Origin of the sequence: Paraburkholderia atlantica (assembly GCF_000092885.1) — a bacterium.
In the GTDB taxonomy this organism is placed as follows: domain Bacteria; phylum Pseudomonadota; class Gammaproteobacteria; order Burkholderiales; family Burkholderiaceae; genus Paraburkholderia; species Paraburkholderia atlantica.
Genome location: NC_014118.1, coordinates 979,279 through 994,442 on the forward strand (window position 1 = coordinate 979,279; position 15,164 = coordinate 994,442).

At 64.4% G+C, this 15,164-nt stretch carries 16 protein-coding genes; 5 read left to right on the top strand and 11 right to left on the bottom strand.

Features of this window, described 5'->3' with window-relative positions; genetic code table 11:
* The first annotated feature begins 12 nt into the window (after positions 1-12).
* A complete protein-coding gene (lhpH, locus tag BC1002_RS20440) occupies positions 13-1,020 on the top strand; it encodes a trans-3-hydroxy-L-proline dehydratase (protein ID WP_013091894.1) in 1,008 nt (335 codons plus the stop codon).
* A gap of 5 nt (positions 1,021-1,025) precedes the next feature.
* On the opposite strand, the gene BC1002_RS20445 is transcribed toward lhpH, so the two are convergent.
* From BC1002_RS20445 to gltA, 4 genes are all read right to left on the bottom strand, one after another.
* The gene (locus BC1002_RS20445) at positions 1,026-1,682 is read right to left on the bottom strand and encodes a hypothetical protein (RefSeq protein WP_013091895.1); all 657 of its coding nucleotides are present in this window, start codon (positions 1,680-1,682) and stop codon (positions 1,026-1,028) included.
* A gap of 22 nt (positions 1,683-1,704) precedes the next feature.
* On the bottom strand, positions 1,705-2,331 hold the full coding sequence (locus BC1002_RS20450; protein WP_013091896.1) for a DUF429 domain-containing protein: 627 nt from the start codon (positions 2,329-2,331) through the stop codon (positions 1,705-1,707).
* Positions 2,328-4,610 carry an amylo-alpha-1,6-glucosidase gene (locus BC1002_RS20455; RefSeq protein ID WP_013091897.1) on the bottom strand — a complete coding sequence of 761 codons (2,283 nt, stop codon included), beginning with the start codon at positions 4,608-4,610 and terminating at the stop codon, positions 2,328-2,330. Before BC1002_RS20455 ends, BC1002_RS20450 begins: the two co-directional genes overlap by 4 nt.
* Positions 4,611-4,913: 303 nt before the next feature.
* Positions 4,914-6,212 (bottom strand): citrate synthase, encoded by a 1,299-nt coding sequence (gene gltA, locus BC1002_RS20460; protein ID WP_013091898.1) that lies wholly within the window; start codon positions 6,210-6,212, stop codon positions 4,914-4,916.
* A 384-nt stretch (positions 6,213-6,596) separates the two neighbouring features.
* Here gltA and BC1002_RS20465 point away from each other — a divergent pair, with 384 nt between their 5' ends.
* On the top strand, positions 6,597-6,998 hold the full coding sequence (locus BC1002_RS20465; RefSeq protein WP_013091899.1) for a hypothetical protein: 402 nt from the start codon (positions 6,597-6,599) through the stop codon (positions 6,996-6,998).
* A 66-nt stretch (positions 6,999-7,064) separates the two neighbouring features.
* Here BC1002_RS20465 and BC1002_RS20470 read toward each other — a convergent pair whose 3' ends face one another.
* Positions 7,065-7,925 carry an alpha/beta fold hydrolase gene (locus tag BC1002_RS20470; RefSeq protein WP_013091900.1) on the bottom strand — a complete coding sequence of 287 codons (861 nt, stop codon included), beginning with the start codon at positions 7,923-7,925 and terminating at the stop codon, positions 7,065-7,067.
* Between the two features lie 238 nt (positions 7,926-8,163).
* Positions 8,164-8,487 (bottom strand): RNase A-like domain-containing protein, encoded by a 324-nt coding sequence (locus BC1002_RS36465; RefSeq protein ID WP_337999504.1) that lies wholly within the window; start codon positions 8,485-8,487, stop codon positions 8,164-8,166.
* A 123-nt stretch (positions 8,488-8,610) separates the two neighbouring features.
* Between BC1002_RS36465 and BC1002_RS39760 the strand changes: the two genes are divergently transcribed.
* Together BC1002_RS39760 and BC1002_RS20475 are read left to right on the top strand one after the other, a co-directional pair.
* The gene (locus BC1002_RS39760) at positions 8,611-8,913 is read left to right on the top strand and encodes an RNase A-like domain-containing protein (RefSeq protein ID WP_157874721.1); all 303 of its coding nucleotides are present in this window, start codon (positions 8,611-8,613) and stop codon (positions 8,911-8,913) included.
* Complete coding sequence (locus BC1002_RS20475; RefSeq protein WP_041735321.1) at positions 8,859-9,107, top strand: contact-dependent growth inhibition system immunity protein; 249 nt, start codon at positions 8,859-8,861, stop codon at positions 9,105-9,107. The genes BC1002_RS39760 and BC1002_RS20475 overlap by 55 nt, the downstream gene beginning before the upstream one ends.
* On the opposite strand, the gene BC1002_RS38290 is transcribed toward BC1002_RS20475, so the two are convergent.
* From BC1002_RS38290 to BC1002_RS20485, 3 genes are all read right to left on the bottom strand, one after another.
* Positions 9,048-9,278 (bottom strand): hypothetical protein, encoded by a 231-nt coding sequence (locus tag BC1002_RS38290; RefSeq protein WP_162094068.1) that lies wholly within the window; start codon positions 9,276-9,278, stop codon positions 9,048-9,050. The genes BC1002_RS20475 and BC1002_RS38290 overlap by 60 nt on opposite strands.
* Before the next feature lie 136 nt (positions 9,279-9,414).
* The gene (gene mreB, locus BC1002_RS20480) at positions 9,415-10,467 is read right to left on the bottom strand and encodes a rod shape-determining protein (RefSeq protein WP_013091901.1); all 1,053 of its coding nucleotides are present in this window, start codon (positions 10,465-10,467) and stop codon (positions 9,415-9,417) included.
* Between the two features lie 190 nt (positions 10,468-10,657).
* Positions 10,658-11,332: an alpha/beta hydrolase gene (locus BC1002_RS20485; protein WP_013091902.1), complete on the bottom strand. Its 675-nt coding sequence runs from the start codon at positions 11,330-11,332 to the stop codon at positions 10,658-10,660.
* A 212-nt stretch (positions 11,333-11,544) separates the two neighbouring features.
* Between BC1002_RS20485 and BC1002_RS20490 the strand changes: the two genes are divergently transcribed.
* The gene (locus BC1002_RS20490) at positions 11,545-13,143 is read left to right on the top strand and encodes a DHA2 family efflux MFS transporter permease subunit (protein WP_013091903.1); all 1,599 of its coding nucleotides are present in this window, start codon (positions 11,545-11,547) and stop codon (positions 13,141-13,143) included.
* A gap of 54 nt (positions 13,144-13,197) precedes the next feature.
* Here BC1002_RS20490 and BC1002_RS20495 read toward each other — a convergent pair whose 3' ends face one another.
* Positions 13,198-13,986 carry an AraC family transcriptional regulator gene (locus BC1002_RS20495; protein ID WP_013091904.1) on the bottom strand — a complete coding sequence of 263 codons (789 nt, stop codon included), beginning with the start codon at positions 13,984-13,986 and terminating at the stop codon, positions 13,198-13,200.
* 122 nt (positions 13,987-14,108) lie between these two features.
* Positions 14,109-14,978 carry an NmrA family NAD(P)-binding protein gene (locus BC1002_RS20500; RefSeq protein WP_013091905.1) on the bottom strand — a complete coding sequence of 290 codons (870 nt, stop codon included), beginning with the start codon at positions 14,976-14,978 and terminating at the stop codon, positions 14,109-14,111.
* Between the last annotated feature and the right edge of the window lie 186 nt (positions 14,979-15,164).

Genomic DNA, 15,164 nt, shown 5'->3' on the forward strand with positions numbered 1-15,164 from the left:
CCCAACGCACCCATGAAAATCACTCGCACTATTTCGACAGTCGAGGTTCATACCGGCGGCGAAGCGTTCCGTATCGTTACGAGCGGCCTTCCTCGTCTTCCCGGCGACACCATCGTCAAGCGTCGCGCGTGGCTGAAAGAGAACGCCGACGACATTCGCACCGCACTGATGTTCGAACCGCGTGGTCATGCGGACATGTACGGCGGATACCTGACCGAACCCGTTAGTCCCACGGCAGACTTCGGGATCATCTTCGTCCACAACGAGGGTTATAGCGACCACTGCGGACACGGCGTTATCGCGTTGTCCACCGCGGCGGTCGAGTTGGGCTGGGTTCAGCGCCAGATTCCGCAGACGCGCGTTGGCATCGACGCTCCGTGTGGTTTCATCGAGGCATTCGTGCAATGGGATGGTGAACACGCCGGCAACGTACGTTTCGTGAACGTTCCGTCGTTCATCTGGAAGCGCGATGTCACGGTTCAGACGCCGTCGTTTGGCACCGTAAAGGGTGACATCGCCTTCGGTGGTGCCTTCTACTTTTATACGGACGGTGCGCCGCACGGTCTCGCAGTCCGCGAGTCTTCTGTCGAGGAACTCATCAAGTTTGGCGCCGAGGTCAAAAAGGCTGCAAACGACGCATACCCGGTTGAGCATCCGGACATCCCGGAAATCAATCACATCTACGGGACCATCATTGCCAATGCACCGCGGCACGAAGGCTCGACGCAAGCCAACTGTTGCGTGTTCGCCGACCGTGAAGTGGACCGTTCGCCCACCGGCTCAGGGACCGGCGGACGCGTCGCGCAACTCTATCTGCGCGGCGAACTGGCCATGAACGAGACGCTCGTCAACGAGTCCATCATCGGCACGGTCTTCAAGGGGCGTGTACTCAGCGAGACGACCGTCGGCGACTTCAAGGCGGTCATCCCCGAGGTCGAGGGCAACGCCTACGTTTGCGGCTTCGCAACCTGGATCGTGGACGAGCGTGACCCGCTAACGTACGGCTTCCTCGTCCGATAATCGGCTCAAGCTCTCCTCCGGTTTCGAAGCGCGAAGAACAAACCAGCTCCGAGCGCGACGAGCAGGACTACGATCAGGCCGCCACCCAGGCCTGCCATGCCGGTCATGCTGGTGGTTGCACCGGGCGCCGCCGAGGCAGCCAGCGGCGCGGAAGCCTCTGGCGCGACCGGCTGCGGAAGCGCCACACCGGCGGCACTGCCTTGACGTACCAGAGAAGCCTCCGATGTCGGCAAGGCCTGGGACGCCTGCGACACTTCAGGCGCGGACGCGACAGCAGGCGCTTCCGGATGGGGTCCGACAGGCGCCATCGCAGTTTCCGAAGGCGCCACGACCGACGCGGCCGCCTGAGGACCCGCTTCGAGCGACCGCGCCATCGTCTTCCACTTATCGAACACGCCATCCACGCAGTGCACATCGATACAGGCGTTGCGCGCGTGCCGCCACTGCGCCAGTTGCGCGGACGATAGTTTGCCGCTGCCGAGCAGTGCCTGTTGCTGCGCGAAGATGTCGTCGTACTCGTTGTTCAGAATCGCGTGATCGCAAATGACGCGCTCAGCGGGTTGCTGTGTCGTTGCACACTGAATGTCGTTCGCCGACGCCGCGGTCGAACCCAACGCCGCCAGGGATAGCAGCAATACTCCAATACGTCGTGCCAAGTGCACCCGTCCTCCGAGAATGTGAGCGTCAAAGTCGAGGCACCACGATGAATCCGCCCGACTCGTCACCGTATGTATCGACTCTGCCTTCCAGCAGATAACGTGCCGCCAACGCGCATAGCGCCGCGTCGACATCGTCGATCGATGTCAGCGGCGCTGTCGCGATGCCTTCCCGTTCGAGAATTGCCCGGCGCTGCGGGCCTTTTTGCCTCGCGGACGCGACGTCCGTGCCGACAAAAGCGCACGTGATCGCGTGAGGAAACGTTTCGAAGCACACCCGGCCCGTGACTTCTTCGCCGCCGCCGAAAAGCGCAAAGTGCGCGGCGAATGCGTCGTAGATGCGCTCGCCGTTGAACATCCATCCATAGAAGCCGCTTTTGCTGGCCGCCGCCAGTTCGCGAGCCGGTGTCGCGAACGAAAAGATGCGCTGCCGCGCGAGTGCCTTCTCGGCGAGCCTTCCCGCGGCGCCCGTTCGCCAACGACACGGCGCATCGATGCCCACCGCCGCCACCTCGTGCGCGCGGCACCGCTCGAGCATCTGTTCGGGGGTCGCGTTGCCGAGTTTGCACAGCATCCGGGTGCCGCGCAGGATCACCAGATGGTTGCCCTTGCGGTCCCCGCCGACATCGATGCCCGCTACCGTGGGCGGCGTCAAAGCAGCGCCACCACCCTCACATCGCCCTGCTCCGCCGACGCCACCACCTTCTCGCCGATCCGGCGGAACGTGATCGACACCGACGCATCCCCGACCCGCAGATCGCTGACTTCGAGCCAGTCGATACCTTCGGGCAGCATCGGCTGTTCGATCAACACTTCGCGGCGCTCGGCGTCGATCGTGATGCCCAGACACGACTCGAGCATCATGAACGGCGAGCCCGCCGCCCATGCCTGCGGCAAACACGCGACCGGATAGGCCGTGGGCGGCTCGCCGCGGCGGCGCGGGAAGCCGCAGAATAGTTCCGGCAAGCGCATGTCGAAATTGACCGCCGCCTCGAACAGCGCCTGCAGCAGTTTCACGGCCGACGCCTTGGCGCCGTAGCGCGACAGCCCGCGCGCGCATAGCGCGTTGTCATGCGGCCAAACCGAGCCGTTGTGATAGGCCATCGGATTGAAGCGCGCCTGGCTCGCCGCCAGCGTGCGCACGCCCCAGCCGGTGTGGAACAGCGTCGAGTCGAGCGCGCGCACCAACGCTTCGCCGCGCTCGCGCGTGGGCAGGCCGAACGCCAGCAGATGCCCCGCGTTCGATGCCATCACGCGACACAGCTCGCCATGACCGTCGAGCGCGATGCCGTAAAAGCCGACCTCATCCATCCAGTACTTTTCTTCGACGCAGCGACGGATCTTCTTCGCGCGCTCCGCATACTGCGCGGCCGCGTCGCGCAGACCGCGCAGCTTCGCGAAGCGCGCCATCGTGTCGAACGCGGCGCTCGCATAGGCCTGCACTTCGACGAGCGCGATCGGGCCGTCGGGAAAGCGCCCGTCCGCATGAAACACCGAGTCGTGACTATCTTTCCAGCCCTGATTCGCGAGGCCGCCATCCGATTCGCGCTGGTAATCGAGCAGTCCGTACCGGTTCTTGTCGCACACGCCCGCGACCCACTGCGCCGCGCGTTCGAGCGCGGGCCACAACTCGTCGATCAGCGAGACGTCGCCGGTGCGAGCCGCGTAGGCGCCCGCCAGCACGATGAACAGAGGCGTGGTGTCGACCCCGCCGTAGTACAGCGCAAACGGCACTTCGCCGGCCGCGGCCATTTCGCCCTTGCGCATCTCGTGCATGATCTTGCCCGGCGCGGCGTCGCGAAACGGCGAGTTCTCGCGCGCCTGATGCTCGGCGAGAAAGCGCAGCACGCCAGCCGCCAGATGCGGCTGCAGCCACAGCGTTTGCAGCGACGTGATCACCGCGTCGCGGCCGAACGGGGTCGAAAACCATGGGATGCCCGCATACGGGTACGGGCCGGTCGCGAGATCCGTCGTCAGCAGTTCGAGGTCGGCGAACGAGCGGTCGATCCATGCGTTGAACAGCGGGTTGCTCGAACGCACGCGCGCGCTCGCGCGGCGCCGCTCGCGCATCACCAGGTGGGCATCCACCAAGGCCGCGCGTACCGCCGCACGGCCGACGCGCGGGCGTTCCGTGTCGATCTGCGACATATGCGCTTCGCTCAGCGCGTGCACCGGCTGCGATACGTCGGCGCCGGGCTTGCTGGTCATCGGAACCACGTGCACGGCCACCGACAGGTAGATCGACACGCACGCCTGCGCGGGCAGCTTGACGGTGTAGTCGGCGCGGTCGGCGAACAGCTTGTCCGGCTGCGGCGAGAACGCGATCTGCACGTTGCGCGCGACGTCGTCGAGACCGACATAGCCGAGCAGCACCTCCTGATTCTCGACACGCGCGGGCTGCACGCGACCCTGCTTGTCGCGCTTCAGGCCGCGCACTTCGAACATGTCGCGGAAATCGCTGGAAAACGAAATCGACAGCGGCACGGTCGCATCGCGCGTGCCGTAATTCGTGAGTTCGATCGCCTCGTTGAGCACGGTGCCCGACAGCACGCGCACACGCTGGACGTGGATCACGCCTTCGGGCGTGCTGTCGCCGCCGAGCGGCGGCAGCGGGCGGTTGGTCAGATGCGCGGTAAACGTGGCGTTGTCGCTGCTGACGCTGCCCGACAGCAGCGACGGCGCGCGGCCGCCGAAGGTCAGGCGCAGTTGCGACATCACGCGCGTGTCGTTGACGAACAGGCCGTCGTCGTGGCCTGTGATATCGCCCAGCGGATCATTGACGATGAAGGTGTCGCCCGACTTGAGCACGTGCTGCGTGGCGCTCGCGACGTTGAGGTTTTCCGTCGGGATGAAGACGCCGTCCTGCTCGGGATCGCGATGATCGACGCCGCCCGAGTGGGTCAGCCCGCCGAGGGCTTCTGGCTGCTGTTTCAAGGTCGCTCCTATGAATTCGCTGCTGCGTTCAGTTGCACTTCGGGTCTCGCCTCGGATTTGCCGCCGGGTCGGCCGACTTGGCCGGCTCCGGTTGGCCGGCCAGCCCATCCGATTGTAGAGGCTCTGAGGGCGTGAGACGAAGTTATCGCGTAGGAGTTTCGGGTTTTTGCGCCATTTTTTGACGCCGTTTTCGGTGGCACAGGACGTGCAGGCGGGATGCGCGGAACGCAGAAAACCCACGGCCTCGTGAGCCGTGGGTTCGGGACCGTCGTTAAACGCGTTGTTGGGCGTCTATCCGGCCTGTTACCGCTTTGCGACAGGTTTCGCCTCGCGCAGCGTCTCGCCGATGAACAGCTGACGCGGACGGCCAATTTTCTGCTCGGGATCGGCGATCATTTCGTTCCACTGCGCAATCCAGCCGACCGTGCGTGCCATCGCGAAGATGCACGTGAACATCGACGTCGGAATGCCCAGCGCGCGCTGCACGATACCCGAGTAGAAGTCGACGTTCGGGTACAGCTTGCGCGACACGAAATAATCGTCTTCGAGCGCGATCTTTTCGAGCGCCATCGCGAGCTTGAACAGCGGGTCGTCGTGCAGGCCCAGCTCTTCGAGCACTTCGTGGCAGGTTTCGCGCATCAGCTTCGCGCGCGGGTCGTAGTTCTTGTACACGCGGTGGCCGAAGCCCATCAGCTTCACGCCCGAGTTCTTGTCCTTCACCTGCTTGATGAACTCAGGAATGTTGTCGACCGAGCCGATTTCTTCCAGCATGTTCAGCGCTGCTTCGTTCGCGCCGCCGTGCGCCGGGCCCCACAGACACGCGATACCGGCCGCGATACACGCGAACGGATTCGCGCCCGACGAACCGGCGAGACGCACGGTCGACGTCGACGCGTTCTGCTCGTGGTCCGCGTGCAGGATCAGGATACGGTCGAGCGCGCGCACCAGCACGTCGTTGACCTTGTACTCCTCGGCCGGATTCGCGAACATCATGCGCATGAAGTTCGCGCTGTACGACAGATCGTTCTTCGGATACACGAACGGTTGATCGATGCTGTACTTGTACGCCATTGCCACCAGCGTGGGCAGCTTCGCGATCATGCGGATCGCCGATAGGTCGCGATGCTGCTGGCTCGTGATGTCGAGCGAATCGTGATAGAACGCCGACAGCGCGCCGACCGCGGCAACCAGAATCGCCATCGGGTGCGCGTCGCGACGGAAGCCGCGGAAGAAGAAGTGCATCTGCTCGTGCACCATCGTGTGCTGCTTGACGGTGTTCTCGAACTCGGCTTTCTGCGGTGCGTTCGGCAGTTCGCCCTTCAGCAGCAGGTAGCAGCTTTCGAGAAAGTCGGCGTTCTGCGCGAGGTTGTCGATCGAATAGCCGCGGTACAGCAGCTCGCCCTTGTCGCCGTCGATATACGTGATTTCGGAGTTGCACGCCGCCGTCGACATGAAGCCCGGGTCGTACGTAAATTTGCCGGTCTGGCCGTACAGCTTGCGGATGTCGATCACGTCGGGGCCCAGCGAGCCCTTATAGATCGGCAGATCGATGGTCTGGTCGCTGTCGGAAAAGCTCAGCGTTGCGTGTGACTTCGAGTTCATCTACGTGTTCCTTTTGCTTGATACCGCAGTCGTACCGGCATGCATCGCGGTCATACGGCGAGGCGCGACCTCGGCGCTCTCGAACCAGTACAGGCATGCTCAGGTTCCGCCGCGCATTCTACGGGCCGGCGTGTCGTTGATTGCGTCGATTGCTCGCAACAGACCATCTCCGCGTGCGCAACATTCGTTGTTGGCATGGGGCACTGGCATCGCGCTGCCGATGAAAGTTGTTCGAAAGTCGGAACACCAGCTGCAACAATGTTTTGCTGCCAGCAGACTGCGTTGGGCTGAGTCCGTCTGCGATACTCGGTGTGTGCATTGATGCTTGCGGCCCGCGATTCGAAGCGGGCTTTTTGATCACACAGAAACGCAGGACGAATACAAATGAATGCCTCTCTCGAAACTCTGTTTCCGGATCACGTCCATACCGAAGGCCACACGGTCACCGCGCTGAATCATCAGGACATCGTCGTCGCGTTGTCGGCGGCGCTGAAGACGCAGGACGTCGCGGTGCTGCATATGCTCTATCCGCGCACCGACGCGCGCACGCATCGCAGTCTCGACACGCTCGTCGACGTGCTGCATGGACACGGCCTGCATGAAGTCGCGGATCTGATCGCGCGGGAAGCGCACTACCTGTTGTTCACGGACCCGGTGAAGGCGTGGAAGGTGTTCCACGAAATCCGCAACGATTCGCTCGCGATCGGCGTGCATCTGTACTATCACGGGCTCGTCGGCGAAGCGGCCGAACGCGCGCTCGACAAGGACGCGCATCGCAAGGCTTGATGCAGTCAACGGGCGATCGGCGGCGACGCGCGCCGGCCGATCGCCGTTGATCTTCGTTTCACTTCTTCAGCGCGCGCTCACCGCCTGAATGAATTCATCCACGTAACGATTGAACGCGGACGGATGCGCGAGGTTCATGCCGTGCGACGCTCCGCGTACCGTTTCGCGGCGCGCATCGGGCAACCATCCCTGCAACGCCGTCACCGTGCGGTGGAACATGTCGGGACTTTTCTCGCCGTCGATCAGCAGCACCGGGCAGCGCAGGTCGGCCGCGTCCTCGGGCACGTAGGCGGGTAGCGGATCGCGGAATTGCCGCGCGAGCGTGTGCGCGTTGTCGGTCGCCATGCGGCGAAAACCCGGCGTGCTCATCGCCCAGAAGCCGGGGCGGCTCACCGAATCGACGAACAGTTGCAAGCCTGCTTCGACCTCGCCGCTTTCTATCAGTTGAGCCGCTTTCGCGCGCAATGCGTTGACCGGCTCCGGCAGGCTCGCTGGCGGACGTCCGGCGATCTGCAGCGGCCCGCCCGGATCGGCGAGCGTCAACGTACGTACGTGTTCGGGATGGCGTCGCGCGCAATGATAGGCGACGCAACCGCCGCGCGAATGCCCGACCACATGCGCGGGCCCCGCGCCTAAACCAGCGATGAACTCCGCCACTTCATCGGCGTGGCTGCTCCAGCTGAACGGCAGCTCTGCCGCGCTATCGGTGACTGGCCAGTAATGCGTGAGACTGACCGCGATGCAGCGATAGCGCTTCGACAGACCGGCCAGTTGCGGCTGCCAGTAGCGGTAGTCGCACAACGAGCCGTGCACGAAAAGCAGCGGTTCGCCGTCGCCGACCTCGATGTAAGGCATGCGCGAGCCGCTACGTAGTTCGATGAAGGATGGCGATGACGACAGCGACGAAGCGGAGACGGATTGATTCACGGGTGGTCTACGGACAGCGCGGTATCGGCGCGCGAAGGCGCGCGGGGCTGGCAACAGGCAGTGGGATACGAGCGTGCCGGCGGCCTGGAAAATGGGACGCGATGCGTATTGTCACATAAGCTCCGGCGACGCGTCGGGTAGATGTCCGCAGGTGCGCCGACCACGCGTGGCGACAGAGGGAACAATTCGCCTGGAGAGCCCTTGAGCTTTGATGCCAAACTTTGAGCTGCGGGAGAAATTAATGGAAGTAGCTTTCAGCAGAACCAGCTACAGAGAGGAGTTCGGAATGTCGTATCAGCAAGAGGTACGCTGTGAGAATGTAGTACGGCCTGCCGTTATGAGAGTCGCGCTTTATAAACATTTTTACCGCGCTCAACGGCACAAGTTTCCCTGTTGATCGAGTCACTCCATAGCCTACGGGCGGTCCTACGTCATGAATCAGGCATAGAGATATATCATTTCTAGTTGCCGATGCCGTCACCCTCTCGGAGTTTAGTTGCATAACCTTTGAAATTGCACTTTCAGCGGCGGGTATATTGGCAAATGAGGATGCGATGTCAATGTGACTAGTTGTAAGTCACCATATCGATTGCCGTGATCGCGATGAAAATGGAACGTATGAGTATTATTGCGAGTACGATATTTATGAATTTATCGGGGGAACGGTGATCATGATTGGCGAATAATGGAGCATGAAGCAAGAACGCTGAACGGAACCGGCGGCCATACGCTTTTGAAGCATGTGGGAAAAGATGAGGCGTGGTTGCGACAACGGCTCAAAGATGAACCGTGGATACCAGCAGCGACGTCATTTAAAGATCAGAGAACGGCTGAGAGAGCGATTTCGGAAGTGATGATGGCCGACGCCGACCGGATTCGTCTGTGGGCGCGGTCAACCGGGATGCGTGCCCCGCTGCGTATAACAAAACACGCGTGTACCTCAACGAGGATTGCTCGTACTGGGGAAGCACCATCGAAGCTATCGTAGGTTGCTATAAACGGGATAGCTCAACAGAAAGCATCAAGGGCATCCTTGTTGAAATCGAGCGTTTCAGGAAAGCACATTCCGACAATCTGGACACCGCGTTCGAAGAAGCATATGGCTCGCAGTTTGACCCTAAGTTATGGAGTCATACGACTGCATCGTTTCTTGACAAATTGCAGCGCGTTCTGAGGGAGTAATCCACTGGTCGCCGCGCGCGCAAGATTAGGTGTCACCCGGTGCATGCACGCGCGGCGATGTTCGCGGAAAAGCGAAAACACGACGACCTCGGCCAGGGCAAGCTCGATGAGCGCGCTCTGCCGCGTTGCTTCATGAAGTGCGCAGATGCGCGGCGCCCATGCTTCCATCATCGGGCCGCGCGGGTGTTGTCACCGGGCTCAATATCGCGTAGCTGCGCTTTCGCAAACGCGGAAATGTCGCGCCAAGGCATCGGGATGGAACGGCGCGGAATGCAATTCGGCAGACAACCAAACCCCCGCCCACCGCTCACGCGTCCCCGGCCTCGTCCACCCACCCCGCCGCTGCCGCCGCCCCCGCGCCGCGCACCGCGCAGGTCAGCGGTTCGTCGGCGACGTGCACGTCGAGGCCGGTTTCCTCACTCAAGCGCCGCCCGAGATTGCGGAGCAGCGCGCCGCCCCCGGTCAAGACGATGCCCTTGTACGCGATGTCCGTGATGAGTTCGGCGGGGGCCAATTCGAGCCCGCGCTTCACCGCGCCGATCACCTGGCTCAGCGGCGCTTCGATCGCCTCCGAAATATCACGGTTGCTCAACTGCACCGTGCGCGGCAGCCCGTCGTCGACGCCGCGGCCGGTTGCGTTGATCTGCTCGAGCGGCACGTCGTGCACGGCCGAGGCGAGCGCTCTCTTCACGTGCTCGGCGGTCTGCTCGCCGAGCAGCACGCCGTACAGATTGCGCACGTAGCTGATGATCGCCGCGTCGAAATTGTCGCCGCCGACCCGCACCGAGCCGCTGTACGCGGTGCCGCCGAGCGCGATCACGCCGACTTCGGTGGTGCCGCCGCCGATGTCGACCACCATCGAGCCGGTCGCATCGCGCACCGGCAACCCCGCGCCGAGCGCGGCCGCCAGCGATTCGCCGATCAGGCTGACCTTCCACGCGCCCGCCGCCTCGGCCGCTTCACGGATCGCGCGGCGCTCGACGTGGGTCGCCGCGGCCGGCACGCACAGCGTGAATGCCGCGCGCCGGCTGAACAGCGAGCGCGGCCGCGCCATGTCGACGAATTGCTTGATCATGTGTTCGGCCGCGGAGAAGTTGGCGATGACGCCGTGGCGCATCGGCCGCACCGTTTCCAGATTGCGCGGCGCGCGGCCTAACAGCTGGCGCGCCTCGGCGCCGATCGCGGCGATCCGTTTCGCCCCGCTCGCGGGCTGCGTCTCGAAGCACACCACGGACGGCTGGTTCAGCACGACACCGCCGTCATCGGTATAGATAAGGGTGTTGGCCGTGCCGAGATCCACCGCCACGGAGTGGCGGAACAATCGCTCAAAGAGCGGGTAATGCGGCGCCGGTCTGGCCATATGCAGGCTCTGATGTGTCGTTATCTGCCGTGTTGGGCGGTCTGGAAATGCGCCCCCGGGTCCCCGAAGCCGCGCGACACGCCCCGCAGGGCGTTGCGCTTCCCGCGCGGCGCGGGGTGATTTTCAAGCTATTGCCCGTATGACGGCAAGCTCATCAGAATCTTTAGGGCCGCTTTCTATTGGCGTTGTGTCAATCGCGCGACAGCTTGCCCAGTGCGCGTTCCAGCGCGTCACGGCCGAGCGCGACGCCGTCGGCGGTAATCGTGTGGCCGACGCCGGGCAGCATGTAGGCGTCGACCCGATAGCCGGCGGCGCTGAAAGCGTCGGCCGCGAATTCGAGTTCGCGCACCGGGATCACCTCGTCGTCCTCGCCGTGGACCAGCGTGAGCGGCGTCGCGCGGTTCGACGACACGATCGGCGAGGCGAGCCGCCCCGAAAACGCGACGACGCCCGCCGCGCCCTCCGCGCTCGACGCGACGTGATGCAGCGCCATGATCGAACCTTGCGAAAAGCCGACCAGCGCAAGCCGATCGAAAGACAACTGCCAATGCGCGAGCTCGGCATCGAGCACGCGGCGCAGCGCCGGATAGGCGGCGACGACGCGCGCCTCGCGGTTCGCCCCGTCGACGTCGCGCAGGCTGAACCACTGGCGGCCGCCGAAGCCGCCGTCGAACGGATCGGTGCCGTCGAGCGACACGAAGGCCGTGCCGGGCAGGTCCTCGCTCCAGATGTCGGCGAGCGGCATCAGATCGCGCGCGTTGCTGCCGACGCCGTGCATCAGCACGACGAGGCTCGTCGCGGGCGGGTTCTGCGGTGCCGTGTGCGGCGCGCGCCGCCAGCCGTGTTCGAATTGCTGCCAGCTCATGGTGGTGTCCTTTTTTCCGTGGTTAGGGGTTCTGCCCGGGGTGGCTCAGCCTTAGCCGCGAGCATACGCCGCGTGCCGCGTTCGCGTCGCCGGGAGCCGCATCGGCCGCGGCTGTGGCCGACGCCGGTGGGCGAATGCGGGTATGCTTTTGCGCATCGATGGACCCGCCGCCGTGGCGCGCGGTCCGAGGCAAAACATCCGGAGAACACCGTTTGAGCCAGCTCAACGCCACGCCTGATTCCGCGCCGCCGCCTCAGCCCCCCGCGCCACCACCGCCGCCCGCGCCTCTCGAAGGCGGCCGGCTGGTTCTCGCGACGATCGCGGTCGCGCTCGCCACCTTCATGAATGTGCTGGACACGTCGATCGCGAACGTCGCGATTCCGACCATTTCAGGCAACCTCGGCGTCTCGGTCGACGAGGGCACGTGGGTGATCACCGTGTTCGCGGCCTCCAACGCAGTGGCGATTCCGCTGACCGGATGGCTCACGCAGCGCATCGGCCAGGTGAAGCTGTTCGTCGGCGCGATCCTGTCGTTCACGCTTGCGTCGTGGCTGTGCGGCGTCGCGCCGACGCTACCGATCCTGTTGCTTGCGCGGGTATTTCAGGGCGCGGTGGCCGGCCCGCTGATTCCGTTGTCGCAGGCGATCCTGCTCGGCTCGTATCCGAAAGAGAAATCGTCGACCGCGCTCGCGCTGTGGGCGATGACCGCCACCGTCGGCCCGATCGCGGGTCCGGCGCTCGGCGGCTGGATCACCGATAGTTACAGCTGGTCGTGGATCTTCTACATCAACATCCCGGTGGGCCTGTTCGCGGCCGGCGTCACGTGGATGATCTACCGCACCCGCGAATCGCCGACACGCAAACCGCCGATCGACGTGGTCGGCCTCGGCCTGCTGATCACGTGGGTCGCATCGCTGCAGATCATGCTCGACAAGGGCAAGGACCTCGACTGGTTCTCGTCGCCGGTGATCTCGATTCTCGGCCTCGTCGCGCTGATCAGCTTTGCGTTTTTCCTCGTGTGGGAGCTGACCGAAGAGCACCCGATCGTCGATCTGCGGCTCTTTCAGCAGCGCAATTTTCTCGGCGGCACGATCGCGATTTCGGTTGCATACGGGGTGTTTTTCGGCAATCTGGTGCTGCTGCCGCAATGGATGCAGGAGTATCTGAACTATCGCTCGATCGACGCCGGTCTCGTCACCGCGCCGCTCGGCATCTTCGCGATCATTCTCGCGCCGATACTCGGCCGCGTGCTGCCGCACTCGGACGCGCGCGTGATCTCGACGGTCGCTTTCGTCGGCTTCGCGATCGTGTTCTACATGCGCTCGAAGTACGTGATCGAGATCGACACGTGGCACCTCGTGCTGCCGACGCTGCTGCAAGGCATTCCGATGGCGCTGTTCTTCGTGCCGCTGACGGCGATCATCCTGTCCGGCCAGCCGCAGAGCCGGATTCCGGCGGCGGCGGGTCTGTCGAATTTCGTGCGCGTGTTCTGCGGCGCGGTGGGTACGTCGATCGCGGGTACCGCATGGAACAACCGCACGATCCTGCATCACGTGCGGCTCACCGAACAGGCGTCGGTCGACAACCCGTTGTTCGGGCAGCAGATCGACAACACGCAGTCGGTGCTACATCTGAGTCCGCAATCGGCAAATGCGCTGTTCGATTTCACCGTGAATACGCAGGCCGCGATGATGGGCTTGAACGACATCTTCTTTGTATCGGCGATCATCTTCGTGCTGATCATTCCGCTGATCTGGATCACGCGGCCAGCCAAGGGCGGCGGCGGACCCGATGCGGCCGGCGCGCATTGACGCGGATTCGTCTTCGCGCAATGGCGACGCTCGCACGGTGACTGCGGAATGGCGTCAGCGGAAATAGCGCGCCGGCGTGTCGCCGAACGCATCGCGAAACACCGCGATAAACGACGACACGTCGTTATAGCCGACTTCGAGCGCCACCTGCGTGACGCTCGCACCGGCGCCGAGATGTTCGAGCGCCGCTAGCAGACGCAGCTGCTGGCGCCATTGACCGAAGGTCTGCCCCGTTTCCTTCGCGAACAGACGCGCAGCCGTGCGCGCGGTCACGCCGGCGGCCGCGGCGAGTTCCTCGAGCACCAGCGATTGCGCGGGATTCGCGCTGAGCGCCTCGGCGATGCGCTGCGCGCGCGGATCGCCCGGCCAGTTCAGGCCGAGCGGCGCGGCGGGCAGGCCGGCGACACGATCCAGCAGCACCTGCAGCAGACGGCGGGCGGGTTCGTCGGGAGGATGATCGTGCGGCAGATCGGCCGCGGCGGCGAGCAGCGCCTGCACCAGCGTGTCGGGGATCAGCGCGCCGGTCTGCGGGGGTAGCGGCGCGGGGGCGGCGGCGGGGTCGGAAGGAGCGTTCGTTGCGGAATCAGTCGCGACGTACAGCGAATACAACTGCACGGGCCGCCTCGCGTGCAGGCAGTGCAGCGTATTCGCGGCAATCCACAGCGCGCGGGCGGGCGGCACGACCCAGCGGCCGGATTCCGTGCGCACCGTCAGCACGCCTTCGCTGACGTGAATCAGACGCGCGCGCCGATCCGCGCACCACGGCTCGTCCAGCGTCGCATGGTGCTCGCCGACCACGAAGACCGCTTGCTCGATGCCGTCCGGATCGAAGGCTTCCGTCATGGTGTGTGCTCTGACGCGGGACGTCCGCGAAGGGAGCAAGATTAGCACGCGCGCGGGGCTCGGCTGGGGTGCGGTTTCACACGGTCCGGCAACCTTGAGCGCGGCCCCGCCCGAGACCCGGCTTACCCTGCCCGCCTGACCAGCTCCTCCAGCACCGTCCGATACGAGGTTGTCCCGACCACCCGCTCATTGACTCCATCCTCGAAATCGATCCACCCCGAGTTGAAACCGTCGAGCATCTCGATCCGCGGCGCGGGCCACTCGGTGCCTTGTGCCTGAAACTGCGCTTGCCACTGCTCGCGCAGCACCGTCCGCGCTTCGACCGCGCGGCCGAGCAGGTCGCCGAGCAGCGCGGCGATCTCGCGCTGCGTATAGCGCCGCGGCCCCTCGATCTCGATCACACGCCGCCCTTGCCACGACTGCGTGAGCGTGTGTGCAACGACGTGGCCGATATCCGCGGTCGCGACCATCGGAAACGCACGTTCGAGCGGCTGCAGAAAGCTCGGCATCACGCCGGATGTGCGGGCCGGCGCGATATCCCATAGCGAGTTCTCCATGAACCAGGCCGGCCGCAGGATCGCGGTCGGAATCGACAGATCGGCGAGCGCCTGCTCGAGAATATGCACCTGCGTGATCAGGCCGAGCCCCGTTTCTCGCTGCCCGCCCACCGACGACAACGCCGCCACCCTCCCGGGCCGTGCCTTCGACAGCGCCTCCTTCAGCACCGCGGCCGCCGCATGCGCGTTCGGATAACCAGGCAGCGGCGCGAAGTTCGGCGCGATCATCACGAACGCGCCGGCCGTGTCGCGAAACGCGGCGGTGAGCGCGTCGGCGTCGTCGAACGATGCGATCGCGACTTCGGCGCCGCGCTCGCGCCACGCTGCCGCCTTGCTTTCGTCGCGCAGCACGGCGCGCACCGCGTGTCCTGCGTCGAGTAACGCGCGCGCCGCCGCGCCGCCCACCTGTCCTGTCACACCGGTAATTGCAAACATGCTTTTCTCCTCAATGACGGCGGATGCCGTGATGGGGAGAATTCTCGGCGCGGCGCGGCGATTTCGCGAGAGCATGGATGTCATTTGTTTAGTGACTTGATGTCATCAGGTCACCCGTTCTGCACGGCCGGACACAGCACCGCAGAAGTGTTTGCGCCGGCCGCACGAATACTGTCACCGCCGTGT

Excerpts from the sequence above, each read along its gene's own strand:
- lhpH (WP_013091894.1), top strand. The coding sequence starts at position 13 with ATGAAAATCACTCGCACTATTTCGACAGTCGAGGTTCATACCGGCGGC.
- gltA (WP_013091898.1), bottom strand. The coding sequence starts at position 6,212 with ATGAACTCGAAGTCACACGCAACGCTGAGCTTTTCCGACAGCGACCAG.
- BC1002_RS20465 (WP_013091899.1), top strand. The coding sequence starts at position 6,597 with ATGAATGCCTCTCTCGAAACTCTGTTTCCGGATCACGTCCATACCGAA.
- BC1002_RS39760 (WP_157874721.1), top strand. The coding sequence starts at position 8,611 with ATGGAGCATGAAGCAAGAACGCTGAACGGAACCGGCGGCCATACGCTT.
- BC1002_RS38290 (WP_162094068.1), bottom strand. The coding sequence starts at position 9,278 with ATGATGGAAGCATGGGCGCCGCGCATCTGCGCACTTCATGAAGCAACG.
- mreB (WP_013091901.1), bottom strand. The coding sequence starts at position 10,467 with ATGGCCAGACCGGCGCCGCATTACCCGCTCTTTGAGCGATTGTTCCGC.
- BC1002_RS20485 (WP_013091902.1), bottom strand. The coding sequence starts at position 11,332 with ATGAGCTGGCAGCAATTCGAACACGGCTGGCGGCGCGCGCCGCACACG.
- BC1002_RS20495 (WP_013091904.1), bottom strand. The coding sequence starts at position 13,986 with ATGACGGAAGCCTTCGATCCGGACGGCATCGAGCAAGCGGTCTTCGTG.
- BC1002_RS20500 (WP_013091905.1), bottom strand. The coding sequence starts at position 14,978 with ATGTTTGCAATTACCGGTGTGACAGGACAGGTGGGCGGCGCGGCGGCG.